The sequence below is a fragment of the Allobosea sp. RIT-PG3_2 genome, assembly GCF_057321085.1.
In genome coordinates this window covers 1-22,489 of sequence record NZ_JBXWCA010000007.1, presented here as the reverse complement: position 1 = coordinate 22,489, position 22,489 = coordinate 1, and the positions used below count along the sequence as shown (strand labels likewise).

The following is a 22,489-nucleotide window of genomic DNA, read 5'->3' as shown; positions in this document are numbered from 1 at the left end:
TCCGTAGGCTCGTTAACCGGCGTAGCGGTGGCGGCGATGGATGCTGCGGGCCCGTGGGTCGGGTCGCGGAATGGCGGAGAGCAAGGCCTGGGTATAGGCGTGCGTGGGCGCATTGCAGACTTGCTCGGCCGCACCGGTCTCGACCACCTTGCCGCGGTACATCACAGCCACGCGGTCGCACATGTAGCGGATGACGCCGATGTCGTGGCTGATGAATACGTAGGACAAGCCGAGCTTGTCCTGCAGGTTCATCATCAGGTCGAGCATCTGCGAGCGCAGCGAGACGTCGAGCGCCGAGGTCGCCTCATCGGCGACGATGACGCGTGGGTTAAGGGAGATGGCACGCGCGATGCCGATGCGCTGGCGCTGGCCGCCGGAGAAGGCATGCGGATAGCGCTCCCGCCAGGAGGGCTCCAGGCCGACCTGGCGCAACAGTTCAGCGACCCGGTCGTCGAGCTCTTTGCCGGAGGCGATCTTGTTGACGAGTAGGGGCTCGCCGATGATCTGGGCCACTGTCATGCGCGGGTTGAGCGACCCGACCGGATCCTGGAAGATCATGCGGATCTCGCGCCTGCAGGCCTTCAGCGTCTCCTTGTCAGCCTTGAGCAGGTCGACGACCTCGCCGTCGGCGCGTCGATAGTCGATCGCTCCGGCATTGGGCTCGTAGACGCGCAGTAGGCAGCGCCCCATCGTGGTCTTACCCGAACCGGACTCGCCGACGATGCCGAGCGTCTCCCCAGGTCTGACCTCCAGCGAGACGTCGTCGACGGCCTTGAGCGGGGCCTTGGGCGAGCCGAAATGCATTTCCAGATTGCGGACCTGCAGGACGGGCGGAACCTCTTGCGCAAGCGGCGCGCGCCTCAGTCTGATCTCGGCCTTCTGTTCGAGCTTTAGCACGGAGCCGATCAGCATCCGGGTGTAGTCGTCCTGCGGCGCGTGGAATATGGCGTCGACCGGGCCGCTCTCCATCACCTTGCCGTGGTGCATCACCAGCACCTCATCTGCGATCTCCGCGACCACGCCCATATCGTGGGTAATGAACATCACAGCCATGCCGTGCTGCCGTTGCAGCCTCCTGATCAGATCGAGGATCTCGGCCTGCGTGGTGACGTCCAACGCGGTCGTCGGCTCGTCGGCGATGAGCAGGGAGGGTTTGCAGGCAAGCGCCATCGCGATCATTACACGCTGGCGCATGCCGCCTGAAAACTCGAACGTATAGCGGTCGACGGCGGCTTCGGGTTTGGGGATTTCGACCTGCGTCAGGAGCTCGACGCAGCGCGCGCGGGCCTCTTTCTTGCCCATGTTCAGGTGGAGCTGCAGCACCTCCATGATCTGGTCGCCGACGGTATGGACCGGCGACAGCGACGACATCGGCTCCTGGAAGATCATCGCGATCTCGCGGCCGCGAACGGCACGGATCTCGCGCCCCCGCGGGTTGAGCTTCGCCAGATCGACCGAGCTGCCATTGGGGCGATGCAGGACCATCGCACCGGAGACGATGCGCCCGGGCGCATCGACGATCTGCAGGATCGAGCGCGCTGTCACGCTCTTGCCCGAGCCGCTTTCGCCGACGATGCAGAGCGTCTTGCCGCGCTGGAGGGTGAAGGAGACGCCGTCGACGGCCCGGACGACACCGTTGCGTATCGGGAAATGCGTCACGAGGCCGGTGACTTCGAGGATTGTCGGGGCTAGCGCGGCAGCGCGCGTCTCAGGGCCTGTGGCGAGATCGATGACGCTCATTTGTTGTACGGATCGGCTGCGTCGCGCAGTCCGTCTCCCAGGAAGTTGAGGGCGATCACGGCGATCACCACGGCGACGCCGGGAGCAAACAGCCAGGGCGCGGTCGCGATGGAGCGGATGTTCTGGGCCTCGCGCAGCAGCACGCCCCAGGAAATGGTCGGCGGCTGCAGTCCCAGGCCGAGAAAGCTCAGCGAGGTTTCGGCCAGAATCATCGCGGGGATCGCCAGGGAGATCGACGCGATGATGTGACTGGCGAAGCTGGGCAGCATGTGGCGAAAGATGACCCGCCCCTCCGAGGCGCCGTCGAGGCGGGCCGCGGTGACGAACTCCTCGGTGCGCAAGCTCAGGAAGCGGCCTCGCACGACCCGGGCAAGCTGCGCCCAGCCCGTGAGCGACAGGATCAGCGTGATCATGAAGTAATTCAGTGTCGCCGGCCAATCCTGGGGCAAGGCGGCCGACAGAGCGAGCCAGATCGGGATGCTCGGCAGCGACAGCACGAATTCGATGACGCGTTGCACCGCGAAGTCGATCCGACCGCCGAAATAGCCGGAGATACCGCCGAGCAGGATGCCGATCGTAAGGGAGAGCAGGACGCCGACCAGGCCCACCGACAGGGAGATCTGGGCACCCTGCATGATGCGGCTGAAAACGCAGCGGCCGAGGCGGTCGGCCCCGAGCAGGAAGATCGGCTGGGTCTTGTTCTCCGAGGCGATCAGGTGGGTTGTCGTGCTGAACAGGCCGAAGAGTTTGTATTCGTAACCTTCGCCGAAGAACCTGACATAGCTCCTGCGAGTCTTGTCCTCGCTATAGACCGCCGAGAGCGTTTGCGGGTCGCGCTTGAATACGTTCGGATGGATGAAGGGACGCAACGACCAGCCCCCATCCGCGCCCCGGTCGATGAAATGGATCGTCTGCGGCGGATGAAAGGCGGCCCGCGCGTTCTGTTGCGAGGGATCGTTGATGGCGAAGAAGCCCGGCGCGATGGCGATGATGTAGAGGAACACCGTGACGACCAGTCCGGCCATGGCGAGATGGTGACGCTTGAATGCCCACCAGACGAGTTGCCATTGCGACGCGACGGCCAGTCGCTTGATGTCGATGGACGAAAGAGCGCTGTCGGTCATGGCCTATTCCAGCCTGATGCGGGGGTCGACGAGGGCGAGTAGAATGTCGCTGATGAGCGAGCCGATCAGGGTCAGCGCGCAGATCAGCAGCACAAAGGCGCCGGCCAGATACATGTCCTGGCTCATCAGTGACTGGAGCAGGAGCGGCCCTGCGGTCGGCAGGCTCAGCACGATGGCGACGATGATCGAACCGGAGACCAGGTTCGGCAGCAGCCAGGAAATCGTCGAGATGAACGGGTTGAGGGCGAGGCGAACCGGGTATTTCACCAGCAGGTGGAATTCCGAGAGGCCCTTGGCGCGCGCCGTCGTCACATAAGGCTTGTGCAGTTCGTCCAGCATGTTGGCGCGCATGACGCGGATCAGGCTGGCGGTGCCGGAGACGGCCAGGATGATGACGGGGATCCAGAGATGGTGGAGTAGGTCGATGACCTTGCCGATGCTCCACGGCGCCGTCAGGTACTGTTCGGAGAACAGCCCGCCGACCTCCTGCCCGAATTCGACGGCCGCGACATACATAAGCACGAGTGCGAGCAGGAAGCTGGGAACAGCGAGGCCTAGGAAGCTGAAGAAGGTGATGATGTAGTCGCCGATCGAGTATTTCTTGACCGCCGAGAAAATGCCGATCGGTAGCGCGATGCCCCAGGTGGCGAGCAGCGTCGAGAAGGTCAGCACCAGCGTCAGCGCCATCCGTTCCCAGATCAGGTCTCCGACCGGCTGCTGCCACTCGAAGCTCAGGCCAAAATCGCCCCTGAGGACGATGTTGGTGATCCATTTGAAGTACTGGATGATCATGGGCTGATCGAGCCCGAACCGGGCGCGCAGATCAGCCGCGGTGTTTTGATCGACGACTTCGTTCGAGGCTGCGAGCGTCGCGATATAGGTCGTGACGTAGTCGCCCGGAGGCAGCTGGATCAGCACGAACGCCAGAAAGCTGACGACGACCAGAGAAGGCACCATCCAGAGGAGGCGCTTTGCGATGAAGCGGAGCATGGCACAGCCTGTTTCGGTGAGGGAGCCCGGTTACGCTCGAAGCGTAGCCGGGCTCCGGTCGCTCATGTCGCGAAGAAGAACTGCTGTGGCAGGGCCGGGCCGGGATTGGGCCAGGTCCAGGCGTTGGGGTATCGCGCCGGCACGTTCTGCAGGTTGTTCTTGCAGATGCCGAAGGCGTTGACCGCAAGGCAGATGCCGACGGTCTCGAATGCCTCGGCCGTAAGGTCGAAAACTTGCTTCATCAGAGCGGCGCGCTTCTGCAGATCGGCCGTGGCGCGGGCCTGATCGAACAGCTTCATCCGCTGCTTCTGGCTCTCCGGCGGTTCCTGGCCGTCCTTGCCGCCCGAAACATACCATTGCGCCCAGGGAATGGCGTAGCGCGAGCCCTGCGTATGCTGGGCGAAGTAGTCGCGCGGATCGAGCATGGGGTCGAGCCCGCCGGGCCCCGGCCAAACCGCCGCGTCATGGTCGTTGTTGTCACCCCGCGTGTAGTAGAGCGCGCGCTCGATCGTATTGACCTTGATGTCGACGCCGATCTCGGCCCAGTGGCGCTTCACCAGTTCGAGCGCGTCGACCTCGTCGGGATACAGGGTCGGGATCACGTCGATCGCGAAGAAGACCTTTTGTCCGTCCGGCCGCAGCCTGATGCCGCTGCCGTCCTTCTTGGCATAGCCGAGCTTGTCTAGGATGGCATTAGCCTGGGCCGGGTCATGATCGGTGAACTGCTCCGACAGGCCCGCATGATACCAGGGGTGCCCGGGGCGCGGCCCGGTCTGGTGCGGCTGCGACTGGCCGAGATAGACGAGGTCGATGATCTCCTTGCGGTTCATGCCGAGCGAGAGCGCCTTGCGGAATTCCTTGTTGGCGAACATCTCCCTGACCTTCGCGTCCTTGTGGGTCATGTTCAAGTAAATCTGAACCTGCTGGGACGAGGAGCTGATCAGCTCGATCAGGCGGTAGCCGCCCTTCTGCATGTTCTGCGACAGCGTCGGCTTGTTCTGCAGCGTGTCGAGATGACGCTCCTGAATGTCGAGACGTCCGGAAATCGCGTCGAGCATCAGCGACTCCACGTCCTGCGAGATGTTGAAGGTGAGCCGATCGATATAGGGCAGCTGGTTGCCCGCGGTATCGACCTGCCAGAAATAGGGATTGCGCTCCATCACGACGCGGGTCGCGCCGCCGGTATAGGCCTCCTTGACCACCCAGGGGTCGAGTGTTGGCTTGTCGACATTGCCCCAGCGCGAGGGAATTTCGATATCGCCGCATTTGTTTCGGAACAGCGTGCCCCAGTCGGAGAGGTTCGCCGCCTTGACTAGATCCGCGATGCCGGAATTGTATTTGGGGTGGAACTGGCTGCAGTAATGCTTGGCGAAGAGCGTCGGATATTGCCCGAGCGGCGTCGCCATCTGCTCCAGGAACAGTGCATAGGGGCTGGCGAAGGTGAACTTGACTGTCGTCTCGTCCACCTTGCTTGCCGTGCAGGACTTGTTGTCGATGACGATCGCCGAAGGAGCGGATTTGTAGAGTTCGGTGTTCTTGGCACAATCCTCGATGGAAAAGACGACATCATCGGCCGTGAACGCCTTGCCGTCGGACCATTTCATGCCCTTGCGCAGGTAGAAGGTGAATTCGGTCGAATCCGGGTTCACCTCCCATTTGTCGGCGACATTGGGCAGGACTTCGGTGAAGGCGAGGTTCCAGCGCACCAGGCCCTGATTGCCGACCATCCTCAGGATGCCGTTATGGTCGGAGGAGCCGCGCAGGCCGCGCCTGAGCGAGCCGCCATAGCGGCCGACCTTCTCGACCGTGATGACCAGAGGATTGGCCGAGATGCGCTCGGCCAGCGGCGGCAGCTTGCCGTCCGCCGCCAGTTTGGCGAGAGCCGGCGCTTCCTTGGCGGCCTGCGCGAAAGCCGCATGGGGCAGGGCCGAAAGCGCGGTTGCGCCGGCAAGCCCCTTCAGCATGTCGCGGCGGTCGAGCCCGCGGCGCCGATACGCTCCTCGTTGGGTGTCCTTGCTCATGCTATCCTCCCTCACTGAGGTGTTGCCGGCCCTTTGGCCTTGTCGTTCAGGGTCGAAAGCTGTCGGGCGGCGGCTGGTGCGACCGCCCGTCTTGTTCACATCAAGCCACTCCGATCCGCACCGTGGCCCGAAGGACTTCGCCGGGGTTCAGCACGCGCATCCCGGTCTCCGGCTGTCCGGCTGCCGCGAGATTAAAGGCGTCCGCGACATGGCTCACGGGCTCAAGGCACAGATAACGCCCGCCAGCCGGGACATGTAATACGAGATGGTCAAGAGGGGCGCTGGCCTGGATCACAATCTCAGTGCCGTCATGCCGTTGAATCCAGGCATTGCCATCCCAGCCGGCGTAGTAGGTCGTGACGTCCCTGTCGCCATGACCCGAGTCGTATTGGCGGGCGCTGCCCGCAAGCCGGTGAAGCTGCTTCCCGCACCCGTCGGCATCGGCCTGCCACAAGGCGTCCGCGGTGAACCGGATTCTGTCGCCCTTCGAGACCGCGAAATAGGGATGAACACCCAGTCCCATTGGCATGGCCGAGTCCGCGCGGCTTTCAACGCCGATCTCATGCGTCAGGCCTGAAGGACCAAGCGTGATCAATTGCACCACCTCGAACGCCCAGGGCCAGCCATTGGGATCACTTTGCGGATCGTGGCGGTAGCGCATCTCGATCTGAGCTGCGGCCTGCCGGCTCACGGTCCAGGGTCGCATCTGGCAGAAGCCGTGCAGCGCGTGCGGAGCCGCGGCCGGGTGCGGCGCCAGTTCGACCCGGGTTTCGCCGAAGCGGAACGTGGCATCACGGATGCGGTTGGAATAGGGGACGAGCGGATAGCTGCCGGCCTTTGGCCAGATGGCAGGGTCGAACGCGGCTTCGGGCATCGGCACTAGCAGGTCGGTGCGATGGCCGCTGGGCTCCCTGCGCCAGAACGAGGCGATCCGGCCCCCATCCCGAGGCCTCACTGTCGCTCTCATCGGCCCGGCCGAGAGAACATGGACAGACGGCGAGGCCTGCGCAGAACGAAGCTGTGCCGTCGTCGCGTCCGCCATAGTCACGTTTCGTCCCATGAGCCGGGATGTCCCCGATCTTGAGTGAAAGGCTAGGAGCGGTGTCGGGCTCTGTCAACGGCCGTTCTTACTATGTATGAAACCATGCCTTATCTCGCAGTTGCAGCATCAATATTTCTTACATCGTAGTAATTCATCGTTGCGAGCTGCCGGGCGCCTGCGTAAGTTGCGGCCTTCGCCGCTTCATCTCGCTTGGACAGGCCCGGCTTCCTTTCATGCGCAATCGTGTCGCCAGCCTCGAGAAGGATGCCGGGCCCGACGATGAGGGGCCGCGCGACGAGGTTCGCGGCACGCGACTGGTCGGCAAGGCGCTGAACCTGATCGACCTGATCGCCGCCTCGCCCGGCGAGCACCGGGCACAAAGCCTGGCCGATGAATTGGGCCTGCCGCGCAGCACGGCCTACCGCATCATCAATACCTTGCAGCAGCGCGGCCTGGTTCGCGTCGATGCTGCCGGGCAGGGCTATTTCCCCGGCTTCAAGTTTCTAGAATACGCCCAGGCCGTTTGGCCGATCCCGGATCTGCCGATGCTCGCCATGACGGAGATCCGCTGGCTGCACGAACTTAGCGGGGAAACCGTCTATTTCGCCGCGCCCGGTGGCGCCAGCATGATCATCCTGCAGAAGATCGTGAGCCTGTATGCAGTCAGCACGGGCGCGCCTCTGGGCAGCCTGCGGCCATTCTACTGCTCGGGAATGGGCAAGGCTCATCTGGCAGCATTGGCGCCGGCCCAGCGCGAGGCCCTGATCGGCCGCATGAGCTTCGAGCGCGTCACGGACCGCACGATCACCGACCCGACCCAGCTACGCTCGCAGCTCAATGTCTTCCGGTTGCGAGGCTATGCCATCGACGACGAGGAGTTCATGGAGGGGGTGCGCTGCGTCAGCGCAGCCGTGCCCGGCGATGGCGACGTCCCGATCGGAGCCTTCACGGTATCGGGGCCCTGTTACAGGATGACGCTGGAGCGCGCTCATCAGCTCGGACCCGAGGTTGCAACCGCAGCCCGGCGGCTTGGCGAGGCCGTGGGGCGGCGCGGCGGCACGCGTCCGCGTGGCCGGCCCGATGGCGGGGAGATGCCGCTCGCCTCCAGCGCCCGCTCGTTCCTTGGGAAGTCGCCGAGTTGGGATGCCGAGACCAGCTCCTTGCTCTGGCTGGACGCGCTCGCGCCCGCCATCATGCGTTCGCGCGACGAGGAGCCCACGGCTCCGCCCCGGTCGGAGGTGATGGCCCGGTTTACCTCGCCGGCGATGGCCCTGACGTCGATGGGCGAGGGGCGCTGGTTCGTCGCGACGGAAAAGGGCGCCATGACCGTCGACCGGGATGCGCGCTTGACGCCGTTGAGCCCCGAGCTGTCGCCGGAGGTGCTCGCCGGCATCACCTGCGCCTGCCACGGGCGCGATGGGCAGATCTGGCTCGGCGTCGGGGAAACATCGGCTCCCCAGATCCGTCCGGGGCTGTACCGTCTCATCGACGGTGAGGCCGTGCTGGAGGCCGAACTGCCGTCTGCTCCCACCGACATCCTGATCGATTCCTCCGGGCGTCATCTCTACGCCGCCCTCCGGGATGCCGGTGACATCGTCCGTTTCCGCATCGGACCGGGCAACGAGCCCGGGAGCCCGGAGCTGGTCGCGCGCGTCGATGCCCTGCACGGGCGCCCCATGGCGCTGGCTCTGGAAAAGCCGGATCATCTGTGGGTCGCGTTGTGGGATGGCTGGAGTCTGGCGCGGCTGCGGCGCGACGGCTCCGACACGCGGCTTCTGTCCTTGCCCGTGCCGCGCCCGACAGGGCTGACATTCGGCGGCCGCGATGGCGACCTGCTCTATGTCACCAGTGGCCGCATCGGTTTGACTCCGCAGCAGATTGCCGAGTCTCCGACCTCCGGCAATGTCTTCGCCCTCGACGGCCGCCTTCGCGCGGCCTTGCTGCGCTGAGCCGGGGAGCCGCCAAGTCTATCGCCAAGCTCAGGTCTCTCATCACGCTCAAGTCTATCATCTCGCTCAACGATAAAAGCCGGGAGACGACGCATGGAAGAACAACCGCCGACCGCCCTTCGCAACCTGCTGATCACGGGCGGGGCCGGCAATATCGGGCGGAAACTGCGCCGGGAACTGGGCGCCCGCTTCGAGCGCATCCGCATTCTCGATGCCGTGGCGCCGGCTGAGCTGGCTGCGAACGAAGACGCCGTGCTTGCCGATATTGGCGACATCGCCGCCGTCGAACGGGCCATGGAGGGTATGGCCGGGGTGATCCACATGGCGGGTGTCGTGCGCGAAGCGCCGTTCGAGGACATCTTGCAGACCAATGTCGTCGGCACCTGGAATGTCTATGAGGCTGCACGGCGTCAGGGCGTGCGCCGCGTCGTCTTCGGCTCCAGCAACCACGCCGTCGGCTTCTATCCCCGCACGCAGCGCATCGACGAGACGGTCCTGCCACGCCCCGACGGTCGTTATGGGCTGAGCAAATGCTGGGGCGAGTCAGTGGGCGCCCTCTATGCCGACAAATATGGCATTCGCAGCATGCATGTGCGGATCGGCAATGCCGCCGACATCCCCGGCAATGCCCGCACGCTCAAAATCTGGGTCAGCGGGCGCGATCTCGCCCAGCTCTGCCTGATCGGGCTGGAGCATCCCGACATCCACAACACCATCGTCTATGGCGTTTCGGACAATGCCGGCGGCTGGTACGACAATGCCGTCGCTCACGGCCTGGGCTACCGCCCCCAGGACCATGCCGAGGACTATACCGAGGAAGCGATGGCGGGAGAGGCCCAGCTGACGCATGAGCCGCCGGCGCTCTTTTTCCAGGGCGGCGGTTTCTGCTCCATCGAATATGCCGGCGCACCGGTTCCGCCACCTGCCTGAGGTGCGGCCCCCTGTGCGACCGACTTTTCCCCTCCTGACCGTCACGAGGCCGCCGATGCGCATCACCGATGTCCGGGTCACCCCGATCGCCTTCCGCGATCCGCCGCTTCTGAATGTTTCCGGCGTGCACGAGCCCTGGGCCCTGCGCAGCATCATCGAAGTGGAAGCGGGCGATGGCCATGTCGGGCTCGGCGAAAGCTATGGCGATCTCGAAACCCTGGCCAATCTCGGCAAGGTGACGCCTGGCTTGATCGGGCTCGATCCATTCGACCTGAACGGGCTGACGCGGGTCGTCTATGCGGCGGTCGGCGGCGATCCCGATCCCGGCCAGAGCTTCGCGCCTGCCGGCGACAAAGCCCGTGCCTCGGCGCTCGCGGCCTTCGAAGTCCCCTTACTCGATCTACAGGGCCAGCTGACAGGTCGCCCGCTCTACGAAATCCTGGGCGGCAAGCTGCGTGACCGGGTGCCCTACAGCGCCTACCTCTTCTACAAGTTCGCTGGGCATAAGGACGATCCCGGCTATACGGCCGATGATTGGGGCGAGGCGCTCAACCACGAGCAGATGGTCGAGCAAGCGCGCCGGATGGTGACGGAGTTCGGCTTCGGTTCGATCAAGCTCAAGGGTGGCGTGTTCGAGCCGGATTTCGAGATCGAGACGCTCCGGCACCTGCGCAAGGCGTTCCCGGATCATCCGTTGCGGATAGATCCCAATGGCGGCTGGTCGGTCGAGACGACTCGGCGCGTCATGCCGCAACTGGAGGGGCTGCTCGAATATCTCGAGGACCCCGCCCGGACGCTCGCCGAAATGGGGCAGATCGCGACATTCGCGCCGATGCCTCTAGCCACCAACATGGTCACGATCGCCTTCGGGCATATTCCGGAAACGGTTCGCCTGAATGCCGTTCAGGTCGTTCTGTCCGACCACCATTATTGGGGCGGCCTGCGCGCCACCCAGCATCTCGCCCATCTCGCCCGTGTCTTCGGCTTCGGGATCTCGATGCACTCGAATTCCCATATGGGCATCAGCCTAGCGGCGATGACCCATGTCGGAGCGACGATCCCGAACCTCGCCTATGCTTGCGACACACACTATCCGTGGCAGGTCGAGGAGGTGATTGAGGGCGGCAAGCTCCGGATCGAGAGCGGCTCGGTTGCGCCGCCAGATGGACCAGGGCTCGGCGTGCGGCTGGACCGCGCGGCGCTGAGGCGCCTGAACCAGCAATATCTCGCTTGCGGCATCCGCGTGCGCGACGACACCAAGGAAATGCGCAAATACCAGCCGGACTTCAATTCGGCGCGCCCGCGCTTCTGAAGCTGACTCACCGGGCTCCCGCGGGCGCGGAAGCCCGCAAGAGGCTCACAACTAAATACCGGCTCGCCCCTTACTACGAGCGATCCGGCTGTGAGCTGACACAGATTTTCCAAACTATCTTGCTGAATTATGAAGTAATAATCGTCGATATATTAGAGAAAAACCGGACAATCGAGGAATTATGTTGAAATTATTATGGATTTGATCTAAGCAGGCGGACACCGTCTTCGCTCCGGCCTCCTGCTCCTTCAGCATCCCGATGATCTGCTCTTCCGTGAACCGTGAGGGGGCGCATCGCCCGTCTCCATGAGCGACGGACTCTACTCAAATCTGGAGGGGAATCAGGGTCTCAGGTCATCGGGTGGGGACGCTAATCCACATAACGCAGTATGGAGCGCATCTGAAAACAGAAAAGCCTATGGACCGTTTAGGGGTAAAACCGCCGTCCCGTTGGCAAGCTCTCTTATTGGGCAGAAAGACTTCTACGTACGCGGGGAAACGCGCATCTTCAAGTGAAGCCTACTTCTTGCTTGACGGCATTGACGCAGCGTTGAAGGGGGTAGGGACGAGTGTGGCTGGTAGCCCGCCTCTTGACCTCACCCGGGGCGGTGGGTGACGCTGCGGAAAATCGGGGGGCTGCGATGAGTGAGGAAGAGACACCCCATGTGGCTGCAACGCCGAAGGGGAAGCGCCCACGGGCAAAGGGAACTGTCGCTAAGGCTACCGCTCCTAAAATGCCCGCAGGTCTGGTAGTCGCTAACATCAAGGACGTTGCGAAGAGGCTCAAGAACCGACCCGGCAGCAAGTTTAAGTAGCTCGGATCGCGCCCGTACATCCGCGGTCGCCCATCTCTAAGATGTGAACAGGTCTCATCCGCTGTTTGCGCCTGGCGATGACGTAAGGTTAGGTTCGCTTCGCGGGTAGCAGGGAGTCGTGCCAATGCTAATCGGCGATCGTGTTTTCAGCGTGTGGACGCGCACCGCTCTGGTGGCGCTGCTTTTGGCCGGCTTTATTTTGCCGATGGCTTTGTCGAGCCAATAGCCGCGCCGGCGGACAGCATTCTTAAGCACGAACTCGCGATCCGCTGCCCTAGGACCGGTCTGCCGGTCCCCACCGGCGGACACGAGAGCGCGTTTTGCTAACGTCGATCGCCCGCAGGACGTTGCTCAGATGCCCCGCCTGTGACGGGTCACACGTTTGGCAAATCCGGGAAGCTTGGTCCGACACCAGCAGCCGACGGCGTCGAAGATCAGAGCGATACTGAGTTGCTCTGATCGGCGCGTATCCCCTTGACCGCGCCGCCGGTGTCGAGTGACCTCGCGGCAAGCGGAGGTCAAATGAATATCTATTTCGTGGATAACGCGAGCAACCGGCTGATGCATTTCATGCTTGGGGGTGATCCCAAGCTATTCAAGGTAGGGGATCACGTTAACATCACAACCGACAAGCAGTTTTGACGCAAGATCGAGGCTGGAGGCATCATTACTGCTATCCGGCACAACATCGTCGATCTGAAAGACGAGGATGCGCAACATTCCGTATCGGTGCATCTGCAAACGTATTAGCCCTCGGCCAAGATCAACCAACCCCTTGCGGCTAGTGAAGGCACCCTTTGACGGCAAATAAGAACCGGCCCGTGTACGTACATCCGGTATCACGGGCCGGTTTTCGTCAGGCGGCATTCATGCGCCCCTTGCGCCGCTTCTTCCGCTGCGTCATCTTCCATTTAGGAGGACGACGCATGCGCGCCTTGCTGGTTCTGACAACACTCATCTTTCTTACCCCAACGTTTTCGCACGCGCAGCAGCAGCGTGGCAGCGAGAAATCACGCGAGGAGTGCAAGGATGAAGCCCGCCGCGTGCACAAGCAAGGACGAAACAGCCAAATGTCTCGCGACGAACGGCGGGCTATTCAACGCGATTACGTTCGCGCTTGCCGCGGGCGGGCGCCCAAAGCCTGAAGTCGCGGCTACTAACCCGGCCCGCTGGTACATCCGCAGTCGTCGGAGGGTTCGCGCTAGCGAACCGCTTATTCGTCTGGATCGCTTGCTGGGCCGCGCTAGTCGGCCCACGGCCTCGCAGCATGTCGTCCGCAATCTTGGCCTGCACGCTAATCATGACAGTGATATCGCCGTTGGACTCCTGGCCGGTCTCGACCTAGACTAAGCTTCAGAAGTCGCCCTGCGCGTCGGAAGCTGGAGTACCCCCGACACGGGGCGACTGGGCCACGATGTCTGTGACCTGCATGACGTCGGTTCTGCTGGCCTTTAGCGTGGTCTGGGCCGCCGAAACGCGACCGTACAGGGTGGCCAAGGCATCTAGCGGCGAGGCGTTGCGCTGTGCGCTCGCGAATAGCTAATCGAAGACACTGGCCGTGTCGTTGATCCCTGAAACCTTCAGCGTGTTGATGGTCTTGGTGTAGTCATCCGCGACCTTGCGGATATCGTTCAGCGCAAAGCCAACAGCGAGGCCCGCGAACAACCCGGCCACGCGCTTGCCGAGCGCATTGAAGGAAGCGCCTATGCCTTTTTCCATTTGGCTGGCGCGGTCTTCAAGCTGCTCGAAAATGCGATAAGAAGTCGCGCTTTGCTTCTTTAACTGATTTTCGAAATTATGCCTGAAATTTCTAAAATGACGCTAATTTTTTCGATGTCTACTGCCATAAAAATACCTTGTCGTAATCCTCAGAATCACTGAAGTGATTTGCCATCGTTCTCATTCGCAAAGAGAGAAAAAGAAATGTCAGAAAATAATCTGGAAGTGGTCGAGTTGGTTGCCGGTATCGTTTCGGCATTTGTGTCGCACAACAGCGTGCCGACATCTGAGCTGCCCGCGCTTATCGCCAGCACGCATGCAGCGCTCACAGGACTTGGCCAAGCTACCGCGCCGGGTCCCGAAGAAAAGGCTGTCCCGGCCGTTTCGATCAAGAAGTCGATCACGGCCGATTGGCTGATCTGCCTCGAGGACGGGAAGAAGTTCAAATCGCTGAAGCGGCATCTCCGGACCGCCTACGACATGTCGCCGGAGGCTTATCGCGCGAAATGGGGCCTTCCAAACGACTACCCGATGGTCGCTCCTGCTTATGCAGAAGCTCGCTCGAAGCTGGCTAAATCCATGGGCCTGGGTCAGCAGCGTCGGAAGACTATTGCGGCGCCAGCCGCTGCGAAGCGTAACCGGGCTAAGGTCTCAGCGTGATTTGTGCGCGGCGGGCGCTAGATGTGCCCGCCGCGGCTCTCCGTCTGGAGTGGACGGCTGCTTGGTGTGTGCTAAGGCGACCGGTCAATCAGGACCGGAACCGCAATGAGCCTCATCAAAGCCTACCAGATTGAAGTCACGTCCTCGACGTCGACTGATCGCCAAGAGTTCTTCGTCGCCGCCGCATCAGAGGAAGAGGCGATGACTGCGCTTGCTGTTAGCAGCATCCTCTTGCCTCAGCCGGTGCTGAAGCTGCAGCGCCGGCTCAGCGATTCAGAGATCGATATGCATCAGATCGGGCCGGATACGATTAAGCAGTGGATTTAGGTGTTGCTGCGGGGCGGGTTGGTCGCGGTCAGGCATTTTCTACCGAGTAGGATTTCTGGAGGCGGGATTACCGATACTTAGGTCCGGGATCGGGCGTCCAGAAATTTTTCTGGCGTCTTCGCGAGCAGCGGCGTCAGCACCAAAAGACCGCATGACTTTTGTCATACATTTTGGCATGCATACCCCCGTGACGACCCGCTCTCAGGACCGTATTTTTCGGTAGTTTCGCGTCGAAACGCCCCTTCCCCTAGGGAGCGCCATATAAATCAACCACTTCCGACATATTGATCAGCGGTGCCACAGGCTGGGTAAGTCACCCGGAGGAAGCCCAAAACCAGAGCGCACGCTCGGCCACCTCGCGCTGGTGCTTCAGGCGCTCGGCCTGATCGGGTCGACGGTAGCCACCCGCCGGGTCGTGGCCGCTGGCATCGACATCGAAGCGGGCAAGGCCGAGTTCCTGCTGGACGAAGGCGGCGGCGCTGTTGAGGTGGCGCCAGATCCGCAACTGCCGGCGCGTCGAGGCGACCGCCCGCTCAAGCGCACCATAGCGCACCAGCACGGCCCAGCCGCCCGGTCGGCCGATCACGGTCGCCCCCCGAACCGCCTGGGCCTCGACCAGATTGCGCACGGCGCGGCTGTCGATCATTTCGGGGATCTGGTCGAAACTCGGCATTGCGGCTCCGATCATTCAATGATGAATCACGCAACCATTGAATGAGTGCGGCACAAAAGCCAAGTCTGCGCCCTCGGCATGTTCCATAACATCCGTTGCGCGAATCCCGGATCTGACACTCTCGGTGTAAACGAGATGCTCTGGCTAATCACTCCGGTAGAGGAGGCGGCCCAATGACCCCGGAAGAAATCGAACACGAGCGCGCCCTAGAACGCGCCCAAGCGGCGCTGCCGCACCTGGGCAAAACCACGCTTGAAATCGCGATGACGCTTGAGGTTTTGATCGGGCAAGTCGTGGCCTCGGGCGCTCGCCAGGAGGATTGGCCCCTTGTCATCGAGGTCATAGCCGCACAGGCGCTTCGCCATGCGCGGAGTATCGCGGATGAGATCGTGGCGCAGGCGCATAAGGACTGGCCGAAAGAGCCGGGATCGGTCCTGTGACCCCTCTCGTGTGAAGGGAGCGGTCGGGGCAACGGAGCACTCCATGGGTAAGGGAGTGTGCGGAGCAGGCAGCGGGGCGGAGCGGTGCGAGAGAAGACTGCATCGCGTCTGACAAGGAATAACAAGGTTGCCAACCGCCCCCGGCCCGCTTCGCAATCATAACCTGAGCACAGCACAGGCTATGGGGCGAGGCAGCGCGCGTCGATAAATCCCCCCGGAGCAGGGGCAAGCAACCTTTTGGCGCAAAGCAACAAGCAGCGGACGCAACGCGCTCTAACACCAATGCAGCGCGCGGATTGCGCTGCAATTGCGCGGTCGGCTCAATGATGCCGATCATGTTCTAAAGGCGCTTGGCGGTGGCTCCCATGCGGCGGGAGGCACACAGCAAAACGCCACCGCTGAGGCTTGGCTGGGAGGCTGTGCAGCGGTGGCGTTCCTGCCGAGTCTCGGCAAATCGAGGTTAGGCCGGGCAAACGTCGCCGTCTACAAAATGTAGATAAGGCGTCACCATCGGCGCGACGGTTATACCGGGTGCAGGGGCTGGGAACGAAGCGCTACTGAGCCCCTTAAGCACCCATGAGCCGATTGATGATCCGCAACGAAGAGGAACTGCGCGCCGCCCTCGATCGCGCGCAGGAACTCATGGGCTTCACCAACGGCGGCAAGGGAACGAGATGGCGGCAATCGCCGACGCCGTGAAGGTCTACGAGGATTCGCTCGCCACGATGCGTGGCGATGGCCCTCCCTGAACCGGCGCCGGGCCGAAGTGCGTCCGACTAAGTCTGAGGCCACAGCGCGAAAAATCGTGATCGGGGCGGAGTATCAACTGGGGGATTTTGTCGATCTCCAGCGCAACTTTGCCGGTGCGCTCCGCCTGGCCCTTTCGAGATGATCCAGCTTTTGCCGAACTGTAATGGTGAGCAGCATTACTCCGTGCGCGGCCCTGACGGCGCCCTGCTCGTGATCGGCAGATGCGAAATCGACGACGCGCCATCGTGCGGTTTTGGCGAAGACACGCTGGCTGAAGGACCGGTACCTCCGCAAAAATAGGCCGAGCCAGGCTGAGGACGTGGGCAGGCCGCATCAGGATTTAGGTCAGCTCGAAGACCTCAGCGACATCGGCATCCTCGCGCAGGCCCTTGAACGACGCGTGTCGAAGCTTGAGGTCGTCGGTCCACGCACGGAACTCGACTTCCGCCACCAGCGCCGGCTTTAACCAGCGATAGGCCTGGCGACGCCCACTTCGGCTGATCGCCGGCTTCAGGATAACGAGTTCGTCCATCTGCTTGCGCACTGCCGTCGCGCTGGTGTGGCTGAAGCCGGTGCCGACGCTGCCGACATAGACCAGCTTGCCGGCTTTGCGAGCGGCCAGCAGCAGCCGGCCAATCCCGCCGAGTGCCGCGGTCGAGGGTTCGTATCCGATGATGGAGACTGGACGCACTTGATCTTGAGCCATTCGCCGCCCCGTCCTGATCGATAAGGGGCCGATCGGCGTTTGGCCATGATGCCTCAAGGCCCAGCTCGCAGGCGAGCTTGAGAAACGGAGCGCCCTCCGTGTTGATCTCCTGGCTGAGCCGGATCGAGCCGTGCGGCTGGGAGACGAGACCATCCTCCCACATCGCCCGGCGCTCATCGAGGCTGAGTGAACGGAGGTCGTGGCCGTTGAGATAAAGCAGGTCGAAGGCATAGAGCATCGCGCTCGCTGCCGAGCGCTTGCCGCCTCGCCCGCCAAGCGCCTTCTGGAGAGCGCCAAACCGATCTCTAAGCGAGTGATGTTTGTTGGTATCGCTCAACGACGCGTTTCCGCAGATTCTTCCTGTCTTCCACAACGGCAACCAGGCCCGCCACGATATAGGCGAGCTTCGCCCGCTCCTTCGCAGCATCCTCAGCGGCAACTGTAGGCCTGATTTCGTTCCACGCCGTCTCCAAAGCCGCCTGCGCCCGAGCCAGATCAACGGGGTCGTTCATCGATGAGAAGGGTATGGCTGCTTCCTCCGCCGCGACCGAACCTGAGGCAATCCCGGCCCCGGTTGCAAGATTTGATCCAAACGAGAAAGCCCGCGGCAAAAAGCCAGCGGGCGGAGACAGTCTCGAAACAAAAAGGGCGCCACCAGCTAAGGAGAGCCAGCGAGGGTCCCCCGCGGATCTACGAAATCGTTCAAATCAGCACCGAAAGGAACAAGTCGCGCCAAGAGCTGTTCTTGCGCGGGATGTGCCGGGCGCCACTTACGGACAGTCGCCCGATCTGTTCGAAACGCTCAAAGCGGCTGAATTATTGGCCAAGCGGTTGAGTGCTTCCGTCAAGCTCAGCCGCGAAGCGCCGGCCGCCAAAGAGCGGATCAGAGATCTATGGCCACGGGATCGAGCGCAATGGTCGGAGGAGCGTCTTGAAGAGTAGCGGAAAGCGTGGAAGCAAGTCGAAACTAAATAGCGTCCGCCGGGATTACTGCCCATGGAAGCAAGGATCAAATCGCGGGCTGACTATGACGCCGGGTTGGAGCCTATCCAAGAGCTAACTGGCGCCTTGGAAGGCACACAGAGGAGCGCTTACTGATTCAGCTTGTTCTTCATGTCGAATTTTGGCGCGCCAACCACCGGCTATAAGAACGCGTGTTTTGGCCGCTCCCGTGCAAGCAGACGGGAGCGGTATGTTTGAGAGGCGAGCGCTCCTGCGCGTCAGTCAGACAGCGGGGTCGATCCGAAGGCTGTCGTCGCGATGCTCGCCCCCGAGCGTCGCGGCCCAGGAAGCGGCCGCCGCCCCCAGCAGCAGCGCAGCCGCTGTGAGGAACGCGGTCAAAACAGCAATCCTGCGCGCACGCTCCGCTGCCTGCTTGGCGGTTTCCTTGGCCTGCGAGAGCCTCGCATAGGTATCGTCGATGCGCTTCTGCGCATCCTGCTCGCCGATGCCGGCGCGCGCAGCCAGTCGCGATACGAGATAACCCCGGTCGCCCTGCTCGATCTTGCCGTTCGCGAGTGCGTTGACGAGTATTCGGCTGGCTTCGTCGCGTTCCTGCGCCGTCGGCGGCTGCTGGCCGTTCGAACGCATGACGTTGTCGAGCGCCATGGCGAGCGGGTCGACATTCTGCGAAACCAGCGATGCCACGCCTGAGCTGGCGTTGCCGACGCCCCTGGCCGCCGTCTTCGCTGCGCCGAAGAGCGAGGAGGTTGCGACCACGGAGATCAGAAGCGCGCCGGTTGCCCAGACGAGCAGGCCATGGGTGGCATCGCGCACCTTACACTCCTCGCCATTGGCATCGAAGCTGGGGTGGCGCATGCGGCCTGCGAGATACCCGCCGGCCATCGTGGCTGAGGCCATGACCAAAAGCGCCCACAAGCCGCCCGCAATCGCCAGTGCGGTGGCGCTGGAACTCCTCTCGAAATCGGCGGAGACCATCGACAGCCCGATCGCCGAGCCGAAGACCGTCATGATGGTCGAGATGGCGGTGGCGATGACCGCGCCACCGAGGATCGGCCCCCACTGCACATAGGAGCGGTTCTCCTTGTTGACGCTCACAGGGGCAACGACAACGTCAGTTCCAGATATGGACATGGCGATTCCTATCGAAGACCGAGGAACGACAGGACAACGAGTACTACAACAATAAGACCGACAATATAAATCACGCCGTTCATTAGTGCCTCCTATGAAGTTATTCCGAAAGACTGATTTGAATTCCGGAAATCATTATACCTGGAAACCCGACAACACCCCGCCGCTGCTGAGGTGCAGGCAAAATGCGGTCCCAGCGATGGCGGGGATAGACTGAAGCCGGGTTTGAAACCCGGCTCCGGAAGATCTCGATCACTCGACGATATGAACGATGCGCCGGCTCGACGGCTCGACCAGCACGACATGGTTGTCGGTGTAAACGTAGCGATATTTGCTGACGTCCGGTCCCCAATCGGTAGGGGCCGCACGAAGCTCGACATCGGCCGGAAGGGTCGCGCCGACCGTGACCTTCTCCTTGACCATGACGGGCTTCACATTCTCCTTGACCACGTACTCTTTGATCCGGGTCTGCTCGGGTTGACCGATCGTGATCTGAGTGCTGGTCTGGGCAAAGGCGGCCGAGCTGGCGATAAGCGCAGAGGCCGCGACCATTCCAAGAATCGTGTGTTTCAATGATGGTTCCTCCGATTTACGCACCTTGGTGCGACGGGCCATCAACGTGGGCGCCTCATCTCAGTTCCTAACTTAAAAAAAGCAAAATCTGGCCATGACCGGCGATGCATCTTTGCTAGCGGCGGAAGCAAGAGGCCCGGTCCCTTTGGAGCTCCGAGCCGATGTCCGTCGTCGTGCGCAGGCGAACGGCCGCTACTGATTTCCCTGTCCTACGCGCCGATCGGACATTGCCGGCTCGCCTGGTGCATAGTTCCACTTCTCTTCCGGGTTCATACGGCCGATTGCCTGTACAGAACGAGGACTTTTCGCCTCAAGTCTTCCTCGTCTTCCGCGACGGCCACAAGCGCAGCCACGATATAGGCTAACCGCGTCCGTTGCCGCTGCTCAAACGCATCAGGAGTGCTCGACCTGACTTCGTCCCATACGGCCTTCAAAACTGCCTGCGCCCGAGCAAGGTCGACGGGGTCGTTCAGCGACGAGAATGGCATGGCTCCTTCCTCCGCTGTGGGGTGCGCCCGAAAATATAGGCAGTTGCATCACCCGCGCATTGATCTGAGACAAAAAAAAGCCCGCGGCCAGAAGGAAGCGGGCAGTTCACGTTAACAGTCGTGCGCCTGACCCTTGGATTGAAACCCTGGGCCCAATTGACGTGGGCCGCGCCGCTAAATGTGCCCCCGTTCGAATGCCGAGCCCCGTCAGGCTTCCGATGCCGAAGTTGAAAGGTGGGGTCTGCTGCTCGTCGGAGCTACCCACTTTGCGCGGTTGTGTCTTGCGGACGGCAGTCTCCTACAGTCTGCCATGGACGAACGGAATCCCGCAGGGGCTTTGCCGAACAGCCAAGACCAAGAGGGTCGCGGCCCGACCTTCTCATCTGCGGGAAGGTCGTCTTACCGAGGCAGCGCTGCGCTTGTAATTCTCGCGGCAAGTCTGCCCATCATGGCCTCGAGAGGAACTTTTTACGTCGATGCGCCGAGCCACCTCTTCCGAATGGCCCTCGGCGAGGCGATGCTGACGGGGAAGTGGATTCTGAGTTTTATCTGGCGAGCAGTGCTCCGCAAGCCGCGCGGAAATTGATCTTTTCCCATTGCATCGGCCACATCACCTTTCGCGTAGCGATAGATGATAGCCTGCTCTTAGCGCATTCACGCCGATGAAAGCTGCCCTGGCTCGCGCCGGTCAAGTCGGTTGATGAAGGCCGCGCACACGCCGGTTCAGGGTTCTCTCCGTGGTCAATCTATAGATCGCTTGCGTCAGATGGGTCGTCCGAAGTGGCCCCCGCAGTTGCCGTCGAAGGCACTGCATTTTCGGGGACGGCCTGATCCGCGCCATACGTCCCGGGGGGGACGCATCCGTAAAGTCAGTCGACCGGTCATGCGGCTGCGGAACTCCAACACCCTCGAGAGCTTCAACCCCACACTGTCGACATTTAAAAGAGCAAGTTTTGCGTCAGTAGGTGTCGTCGCCCCCTCATAGAGGTGATTCCTCGTCATCCTGTTTCCCTTGTTCCCCGGCCGGCAACGGTCTTCTCGGGAACGGTCTGCGGCCGTGAAAGGGCGATTTCGCCCTCCTCTGGCACACCGAGGCGCCGGAGCAGGGGCGCCCCTTCTATTCGACTGGCGCCCAGCTACTGTCGGGGTCGTAGCGGAGGAGGCGGTCCGCCAAGGCGCTGGTCTTCGAGCCGAGATTCTTCTGCAGGACGACGCCATTATGCCCGCAGATGAAGGTCATGACGCCGGTCTTGCCCCACGCGGCCGGCCAGGCCGCGAGGCCGAAGCCAGAGATCATGTTGCCGTTGATGACGTAGGAATGCGCGCCGCCGGGCGCCCAGGGTCCTTGTGCCTTCAGGATGCGAAAAAGGTAACCGCCATACGCCCGGTTCTCCTGATTAAGCAGCGCCTCGCTCAAGGCACCCTCGAGCGGGCTGACATCAGCCTGCCCGGTTCTTGGCCAGTACAACCCGTCCTGCGTGCCAGGTGTCGAGATGAGGTTCTGGGCATATTCGTGCACCTGATCGCCATCATGGTCCATGCGGAAATACTCGCGCTGGGCGCCGATATAGGCTTGGCAGGCCTCGATGGCGCGCAGTTCATTCGCGCCAATCGTGCGGTTGAGGATTTCGTCCCGCCCGGCTGCGATATCGAACATCCAGGCCTCGCCGCGCCGGACGATCGGAATCGGGAACTCGAACTTGCGTTTGCCGATCGTCAGGATCCGCGTCGCGTCGCCGCGCGGCGTCAGCGTGACGGCTTCCGCCGCAGCTTCGTTGAAGCGCTCGAGTCTCTCGCGGTCCAGAGTGGCGTCGCCGGTGCTCAGCACGTCGCGGGCCCCCAACCCGAAAATGCGATCAAGGACGCCGGGCGCGGGCTCGCGCGCCCGCGCCGCCTCGATCAGTGCACTGGACGCCGCATCGGGTGACGGGAAGCTCTGCTGGGCTGCGGCAGGGCCCGCCATCATCAGGACAGTGAGCGAGACCCGAACTGAAATCCAAGCGTGATGTGCCATGATCATGTCCCCCAATCAGCGCCGTCCGCCGCGACCGCCGCCGCCCCCGCGGCCGCCACCACCGCCGATATGACCGCCACCGCCGCGGCCTGCCGGCATGCTGATATGGCCGCGGCTGGACG

At 62.5% G+C, this 22,489-nt stretch carries 18 protein-coding genes; 7 read left to right on the top strand and 11 right to left on the bottom strand.

What is annotated here, in order from left to right:
- Positions 1 to 12: 12 nt before the first annotated feature.
- The 5 genes from AC2FAN_RS19435 to AC2FAN_RS19415 all read right to left on the bottom strand — a co-directional run bounded on the left by AC2FAN_RS19435 (position 13) and on the right by AC2FAN_RS19415 (position 6,842).
- A complete protein-coding gene (locus AC2FAN_RS19435) occupies positions 13 to 1,740 on the bottom strand; it encodes an ABC transporter ATP-binding protein (protein ID WP_476807662.1) in 1,728 nt (575 codons plus the stop codon).
- A complete protein-coding gene (locus AC2FAN_RS19430; protein WP_265055396.1) occupies positions 1,737 to 2,864 on the bottom strand; it encodes an ABC transporter permease in 1,128 nt (375 codons plus the stop codon). Before AC2FAN_RS19430 ends, AC2FAN_RS19435 begins: the two co-directional genes overlap by 4 nt.
- A 3-nt stretch (positions 2,865 to 2,867) precedes the next feature.
- On the bottom strand, positions 2,868 to 3,854 hold the full coding sequence (locus tag AC2FAN_RS19425; protein WP_265055395.1) for an ABC transporter permease: 987 nt from the start codon (positions 3,852 to 3,854) through the stop codon (positions 2,868 to 2,870).
- A 62-nt stretch (positions 3,855 to 3,916) separates the two neighbouring features.
- On the bottom strand, positions 3,917 to 5,875 hold the full coding sequence (locus tag AC2FAN_RS19420) for an ABC transporter substrate-binding protein (protein ID WP_265055394.1): 1,959 nt from the start codon (positions 5,873 to 5,875) through the stop codon (positions 3,917 to 3,919).
- Between the two features lie 100 nt (positions 5,876 to 5,975).
- Positions 5,976 to 6,842: an aldose epimerase family protein gene (locus tag AC2FAN_RS19415; protein WP_485176097.1), complete on the bottom strand. Its 867-nt coding sequence runs from the start codon at positions 6,840 to 6,842 to the stop codon at positions 5,976 to 5,978.
- Positions 6,843 to 7,150: 308 nt separating this feature from the next.
- Between AC2FAN_RS19415 and AC2FAN_RS19410 the strand changes: the two genes are divergently transcribed.
- From AC2FAN_RS19410 to AC2FAN_RS19395, 4 genes are all read left to right on the top strand, one after another.
- A complete protein-coding gene (locus AC2FAN_RS19410) occupies positions 7,151 to 8,866 on the top strand; it encodes an IclR family transcriptional regulator domain-containing protein (protein ID WP_476807660.1) in 1,716 nt (571 codons plus the stop codon).
- Between the two features lie 93 nt (positions 8,867 to 8,959).
- Positions 8,960 to 9,796 (top strand): NAD-dependent epimerase/dehydratase family protein, encoded by an 837-nt coding sequence (locus tag AC2FAN_RS19405; RefSeq protein ID WP_265055391.1) that lies wholly within the window; start codon positions 8,960 to 8,962, stop codon positions 9,794 to 9,796.
- Between the two features lie 55 nt (positions 9,797 to 9,851).
- Positions 9,852 to 11,108 carry a glucarate dehydratase family protein gene (locus AC2FAN_RS19400; protein ID WP_485175948.1) on the top strand — a complete coding sequence of 419 codons (1,257 nt, stop codon included), beginning with the start codon at positions 9,852 to 9,854 and terminating at the stop codon, positions 11,106 to 11,108.
- 1,741 nt (positions 11,109 to 12,849) lie between these two features.
- Positions 12,850 to 13,068 (top strand): hypothetical protein, encoded by a 219-nt coding sequence (locus AC2FAN_RS19395; RefSeq protein WP_476807854.1) that lies wholly within the window; start codon positions 12,850 to 12,852, stop codon positions 13,066 to 13,068.
- Between the two features lie 394 nt (positions 13,069 to 13,462).
- Here the strand turns inward: AC2FAN_RS19395 and AC2FAN_RS19390 are convergent, their stop codons facing one another.
- Entirely contained in the window at positions 13,463 to 13,642 is a 180-nt protein-coding gene (locus tag AC2FAN_RS19390) for a hypothetical protein (protein ID WP_476807855.1), read from the bottom strand.
- 204 nt (positions 13,643 to 13,846) lie between these two features.
- Here AC2FAN_RS19390 and AC2FAN_RS19385 point away from each other — a divergent pair, with 204 nt between their 5' ends.
- On the top strand, positions 13,847 to 14,302 hold the full coding sequence (locus AC2FAN_RS19385; RefSeq protein ID WP_485175947.1) for a Ros/MucR family transcriptional regulator: 456 nt from the start codon (positions 13,847 to 13,849) through the stop codon (positions 14,300 to 14,302).
- Positions 14,303 to 14,407: 105 nt separating this feature from the next.
- Positions 14,408 to 14,629, top strand: coding sequence for a hypothetical protein (locus AC2FAN_RS19380; RefSeq protein ID WP_476808145.1), 222 nt, complete (start codon positions 14,408 to 14,410; stop codon positions 14,627 to 14,629).
- Between the two features lie 313 nt (positions 14,630 to 14,942).
- Here AC2FAN_RS19380 and AC2FAN_RS19375 read toward each other — a convergent pair whose 3' ends face one another.
- Positions 14,943 to 15,302 (bottom strand): hypothetical protein, encoded by a 360-nt coding sequence (locus AC2FAN_RS19375; RefSeq protein WP_485175946.1) that lies wholly within the window; start codon positions 15,300 to 15,302, stop codon positions 14,943 to 14,945.
- Positions 15,303 to 15,475: 173 nt separating this feature from the next.
- Between AC2FAN_RS19375 and AC2FAN_RS19370 the strand changes: the two genes are divergently transcribed.
- The gene (locus AC2FAN_RS19370) at positions 15,476 to 15,742 is read left to right on the top strand and encodes a hypothetical protein (RefSeq protein WP_476807824.1); all 267 of its coding nucleotides are present in this window, start codon (positions 15,476 to 15,478) and stop codon (positions 15,740 to 15,742) included.
- 1,090 nt (positions 15,743 to 16,832) lie between these two features.
- On the opposite strand, the gene AC2FAN_RS19365 is transcribed toward AC2FAN_RS19370, so the two are convergent.
- The 4 genes from AC2FAN_RS19365 to AC2FAN_RS19350 form a co-directional block, all read right to left on the bottom strand.
- Positions 16,833 to 17,198: an ATP dependent DNA ligase gene (locus tag AC2FAN_RS19365; RefSeq protein ID WP_476807825.1), complete on the bottom strand. Its 366-nt coding sequence runs from the start codon at positions 17,196 to 17,198 to the stop codon at positions 16,833 to 16,835.
- Between the two features lie 1,224 nt (positions 17,199 to 18,422).
- Positions 18,423 to 19,292: a hypothetical protein gene (locus AC2FAN_RS19360; protein ID WP_485175945.1), complete on the bottom strand. Its 870-nt coding sequence runs from the start codon at positions 19,290 to 19,292 to the stop codon at positions 18,423 to 18,425.
- Between the two features lie 252 nt (positions 19,293 to 19,544).
- Complete coding sequence (locus tag AC2FAN_RS19355; RefSeq protein WP_485175944.1) at positions 19,545 to 19,907, bottom strand: DUF1236 domain-containing protein; 363 nt, start codon at positions 19,905 to 19,907, stop codon at positions 19,545 to 19,547.
- A 1,563-nt stretch (positions 19,908 to 21,470) separates the two neighbouring features.
- Positions 21,471 to 22,367: a DUF2950 domain-containing protein gene (locus AC2FAN_RS19350; protein WP_485175943.1), complete on the bottom strand. Its 897-nt coding sequence runs from the start codon at positions 22,365 to 22,367 to the stop codon at positions 21,471 to 21,473.
- Between the last annotated feature and the right edge of the window lie 122 nt (positions 22,368 to 22,489).